The 5843-nt window shown below is 68.4% G+C and carries 2 protein-coding genes; both read left to right on the top strand.

The features are described 5' to 3' along the window. The first annotated feature begins 333 nt into the window (after window positions 1-333). Window positions 334-777, top strand: coding sequence for an IS3 family transposase (locus AC1MIR_RS27485; protein ID WP_480031356.1), 444 nt, complete (start codon window positions 334-336; stop codon window positions 775-777). Between the two features lie 273 nt (window positions 778-1050). Beyond that, window positions 1051-5808 carry an Ig-like domain-containing protein gene (locus AC1MIR_RS27480; protein WP_480031355.1) on the top strand — a complete coding sequence of 1586 codons (4758 nt, stop codon included), beginning with the start codon at window positions 1051-1053 and terminating at the stop codon, window positions 5806-5808. Window positions 5809-5843: the final 35 nt, after the last annotated feature.

Here is a 5843-nt window from a genome sequence, read left to right as displayed (position 1 = left end):
CAACACGGCCCGCCCGCACACGAGCCTGAACGGGCTCACCCCAGCCGCATTTGCAACCCGCCCCGCATCGGGGCAAATGGAGAACAGGCTCTGCTCATGAACGAGGGCAATTAGGGGGCAGGGTCACGGCGCCTTCGACGAGGATGCCCGGGCGATGGACCTCATACAGGCGTATGAGGCGCGCATCGCTGCTCTTGAGCGCCTTGTCGGCAAGCAGGCTCTGGAGTTCGAGTTTCTAAAGGGGGCAGTGCGCTCCGGAGCGTCGCCGAGAAGCGGGCCTACATCCGCGATCGCCGGCCCGCCGGCATCTCGCTCGCGCGGGGATGCGAGCTGATGGGGATCGCCCGCTCCACCTTCTACGACGCGGCGCCGGTCGCGCTCGACGACACCGCCCTGGTCGAGGCGCTGGTGGCGATCTGCGACGAGTTCGAGGCCTATGGCTGGCGCCGGGTTGGGGCCGCGCTTCGGCAACGGGGCATGGTGGTGAACCACAAGAAGGTCCGCCGCCTGATGCGCGAGCATGACCTGCAGCCGAGACGCCGCCGGCGGCACGTCGCCACGACCGACAGCGACCACGACGGCCCGATCTTACCTGACTTGGCGAAGGACGCCGCGCCGGATGGGCCTGACCAGCTCTGGGTGGCCGACCTGACCTACGTCCCTGTCGCGGGCGGCTTCGCCTATGTCGCGGTGATCCTGGATGCCTGGTCGCGCCGCGTCGTCGGCTATGGCAATGAGCCGAACCGCACGTTCCTGCGGTTTGCGTGGGGGGCGTGAGTGTCGGCGTGGCCTTCTCTGTGTCCGCATACGGCAGGATGAGCGACATCCATACAACTTCCGTTCGATCCGATCGCGACGGAAATCCCTACAGGGGCGACGGTCTCGCCGCTTGTGTCGTGTCGCGGAACGTTCCGCACCCCATTGCATGGCCGCGTCGCTTCAGGCCTAATCTTTCTTAAGGGCGAGCAAACGGCCTCTCCGTGCGCCAATAGGGCGCCGAGGGATCACAACAGCCTGGTCCGCCAACCGGGATGTTGGAGAAGTGCACCTATGGGCATCCTGCGCGACACCGGCCTGATCGTCGAAGGCTGGCCGATCGGTCTGGAAGGCGGCGGCTTCGCCGAGGTGAGGCTGCTGCGCGCCGCAGGCCAGCCGGACCGCTTGGCGCTCGACATCTACGCCGCTGACGGCACGCAGCTCCAGAACGACCTGGTCGTGGCCACGGCGCCCAGCGCCCGCGTATTCACCGAACACGGCCTCGTCGCCCTCAAGGACGGCAATGTCGGACTCTGGTACGTCCGCAACAACCAGGACACCAACACCGATACTCTCTTCTACAAGCCGATCACCCGCGACGGCGTCTTCGCCGAGGGCACGGTCGTCGCCTCCGCGTCGCCGACGGCCAACCGCAACTACACCGGCGTCAGCGCCGACGTGCTCGACAACGGCGAGATCGCCTTCGCCATCAACCGCTATTCCTCCGGCAGCACGGCCGGCACCTCGAACCTGCTCGTGTTCCGCGTGCAGATCGCGCCCGACGGCACGCGGACGGTGAACCCAGAGAGCGTCGAGGACACCACCGGCGGTTGGGACGGCGCGGCGGAAGTGGATGCGCTGCCCGGCGGCGGCTATGTGATCAGCAGCACATTTGCCGCGCTGCACGGCCGCTTCGCCCAGTTCGAGGACGTGGACGGCGGCATCCTGCGGATGACGCCGATCTTCAACATCTACGACGCGGACGGCAACCTGCTCAGCCGTTCGACCGACACATCGTACTTCATCGCCGAATCCGAGTGGTCCGGCTTCGGCGCTGCCGCCTACGACATCCTGAGCTTCGCCGGCGGCTATACCACTGCGCTCCACGACGGCACCTTCACCTCGAACTGGATCATGAACGAGGTGAACCCGTCACGGCCCTCGGTCTTCGATCCTGTGCTGGTCAACCAGACCTATGGCTACGCCATCTACAATGCCGAGGGCGGGCGCGGCGCGACGCTGCCGCTGCTGCCCTACAAGTTCGACTTCACGGCCGACGACCACTACGGCGTGGTGCACCGCGTGGACCCTGACTACGGGGCGTTCCTCGCATCGCGCTGGTACTACCGGCACACGCCGGACGGACAGGTCACGGTGCAGCTCTACGGCAGCGCGACATCGCCGAGCACCGCCGAATACCCGGTCGAGCTCGACCCCACGCTGCACTCCCCCTTCGCCCCACGCGTCCTGCCCGACGGCACGGTCATGGTTCTGGCCTATGACGCGCTGAACAACCCGATGAGCCAGATCTTCGAGATCTTCGGCCTGGTGCTGGAGCCCTCCCGCCTCGAGGAGAATGCCGCTGCGGGGACCGCGATCGGCACGCTGCGCGCCATCGGCGGCCTGGCGGACAAGGCGATCGGCTTCAGCATCGGCGGCGCGGACGGCCCGAAATTCACCCTCGGCACCGGCAACGTCCTCTATGTCGCTGCAGGCGCCGAACTCGACCACGAGGCCGACGACACCGCCAGCATCGTCGTCAGCGTCTCGCTGGTCGGCGGCGGCACGGAGCAGATCGCCCTCGACATCGCCGTGCTCGACGTGAACGAGGCGCCGACCGACATCGCCCTCTCCCGCCAGGCCTTCCTGCTCGACCTCACGCGGGCCGACGAGTTCAGCGTGGGCCAGGTGCTGGCGACGCTGACCACCGAGGACGAGGACGAGACCAACATCCCCGTCTATAGCCTGACCGCCAATCCAGACGACCTCTTCGCCATCGCCGGCGACAAGCTGGTAGTCGCCGATGCCGCGAAGCTCGGCGCGCTGACCGAGCCGCGCAGCTACAGCATCGGCGTCAAGACCACCGACGAGGGCGGGCTGGAATACACGAAGACCCTCCGCCTCGACTTCGTCTCGGACGGCAAGCCGGTCGCCGTCGCCGACCGCTTCAGCTACGACGGCGACACGGCGGTGGAGCCGATCACGCTCGACGTGCTGGCCAACGACATCGTCGTGGTCGGCGAGAAGGATCCCGCGTCGCTGACCATCACCGTCGCGCCAGGCTACGGCACGGCCGCCGTGGTCGGCGGGAAGATCGTCTACACGCCCGGCGCGCAGGGGTTCCGCGACACGGTGCTGAGCTACACTTTCGAGGACACGACAGACCAGCTCAGCACCACCGGGACGCTGCGCATCGCGCGCAAGACCACCGTGCCCGACCCCTTCGTCGTGGATGGCGTCGAGTTTCAGGAAATCGAGAACACCGGATATTCCGAGGCGACCGGCACCTTCACCATCGGCCGCAACGACGGCGCGCCGATCATGCTGCAGGTGCTGAACGGCACCATCCGCGCCTTCGAGGACCGGCTGGAAATCATCGGCGGCACCACCTTCGCGAGGCTCGGTCTCGGCGGCGATCCGCTGCTGGCGACGAAGCCGCTCTTCGCGGGCAACTTCACGCTGCTCGCAGCCGGCGGCGGCGGCGCCGTGACGGACACGCTCGACACGCTCGCCGACGACTACACCTTCATCGGCACCGAGTTGAAGGCGAAGACGGTGCGTCTGGACCCGGACGGCATCGTCCTGTCCGGCGACTTCACCCTGCCCGACGCCTTCGGCGCCCTGACCTTCCCCGCCCTCGGCGCGGAAGGCATCCGCATCACCGACACCGGCGCGGAGCTGGCCGGCGGCCGGATCGTGCTGCCGGACGCCAAGGCGCTGAAGCTGCCCTTCAGCGACCTGACGCTGACCACCAAGGGCGTCGCGATCAGCAGCATCAGCGCCGAACGCGCACTGAAATTCGAAGGCACGCTGACGCTGGAAGACGGCTTCTTCAACGAGTTCCTCAAGCCGCATCTCACGCCGGAGATCGACGCCCGCGACCGCCGCGGCTTCACCGCGCTGACGCTCGACCTCGGCAACGCCAACATGCCCAACGCCAACTTCCTGAAGCTGCGCGACGATCCCGTTCAGGGGCTGGTGCTGACCGGCTCGGGCTCGATCGCCTTCCCCGACGTGAAGCTCGGAGGCGGCTTCGGCATCAAGGACCTGAGCCTGTCGCTCGCCGTGCTCGACACCAGCGTGACCGTGGGCGGCGGGCTGAAGATGGCGCTGCCCTTCGGGCGCCTCGGCGGCACGCTCACGGACCCTGCCTATATCGGCGGCAGCATCAAGGTCATCATCGAGCCCGAACTCGCTCTGGACGAGATCGGGCTCTCCTCCTCGGTGCGCATCCCGATCCCGCAGGTGCCAGGGCTGGCGCTGCGCACCATCGACATGGCGGCGAAGGGCCTGTCCAGCGGCACCACGGCGAATCCCAGCCAGTCGCCCTTCGTGCTGCAGGGCAAGATCGGCTTCGACTACGGCGGCACCTACACCTTCACGCCGATCAACAACTGGCTGGGCTTCGAGAAGGGCAAGCCGGTCGAAGGCAGCCTGCTGAACCTGGAGCTGACCGGCACAGCGCAGGTCTCCCGCACCACCGGCGCCTTCACGCTGGATGGCTCGGCGAAGTTCTTCATGCTGACGCCGGGCTTCTTTTCCGCCACGCTTTCCAACGTGCCGGGCAAGCCCTTCGTGGATTTCTACTCGGGCGCCATCGACGCGCAGGGCAGCTTCAACTTCGGCACGCTGCTGACCGGCACCGGCAAGCTGAAGGCCGACCTGATCCCGAACGGCGCGCTCGATCCCAACGTGCCCAGCGGCTCCGCGCATACCAGCTTCATCGCTGCCAGCGGCACCGGCATCGTGACGATGCCGAAGGCCGCCACGCTCGGTCCGCTGTCGGGCGCCATCGGCGACGCGCAGTTCTTCGCCATCGTCAGCTTCGACGGGGACAGCCGCAACGACTACGTCGCGGTCACCACCGCGGTCACCATCGGTCAGGGCCGCGCGCAGCTCGGTGGGTTCCAGGTCTCGCTCGACGGCGAGATGGAGGTGTTCACGGGCGGCCGCGCACTGCCCGCCGTCGGCAGCTGGCAGGTCGAGGACGGGCTCGACTACATCACCATGACCGCGCAATGGGAGAACGAGCAGGCCGGGTCGGTCGCGGTCCTCGTCACCTACAAGGCGGTGGTCGGGGGCCCCGTCCTGGCCACCTACACCGAGGCCCAGTTCGCGGCGAACGGCATCACGGTCGTCGCGGACCTCACCAACGAGTTCGCCAAGACGGTGGCGGTGTTCTCGCCGGTCGCCGGCGTCTGGGACATCGAGGTCGTGGACGCAGCCGGCCTCGGCGCCGTGACCTACAGCGGCCAGACCGCGGCCAACCCGCTGGAGGTCACATGGGTCGAGGTCAGCCGGCTCGACGAGCCCACGCCGGCGCTGCTGCTGCGCGCGAGCGTGGCGGGTGCCGACGACGGCGCGGCCTTCGACATCTTCGCCGACACCGACACGGACGGCTACGACGGGGCGTTCGTCGCCGGCGGCCTCGATGCAGCGCAACTGCTCGAAGGCGTGACGTGGCAGCTGGCGGACGCGCCGGCCGGCGATCTCTTTCTCTACATCGTCGTGCGCGAGCCGGATGGCGAGCTGCGTGTGACGCCCTATCGCACCGAGCCCGTTGCCGGCGCGGATGTCGCGGACCTTTCCGTCGCCTTCCTGTCCGATCCCGCCGCCGTGCCGGACGCGACGGAGGTCGCGCACACCATCCGCGCCGCGAATGCCGGCCCGGATGCGGCGAGGATGGTCGCCGTGACCGTGCAGCTGCCCACCGCGCAGTACGAGGTCGTGGGCCCGGCCCCCGGGCGGGCGGCGCCCCCCCCCCGCCGCGCGCGCCGGGGCGGCACGGCGCCAATGTCTGCATCGCGCATGACCGCGCCGCGTCCATCGTGACCGCGATGGCGGAGCAGGGCGTGCTTGCCTGGAAT

The sequence above is a fragment of the Falsiroseomonas sp. RANM36 genome, from assembly GCF_056682175.1.
The sequence above is the reverse complement of the archived record's forward strand: the minus strand, read 5'-3'. Positions and strand labels throughout refer to the sequence as shown.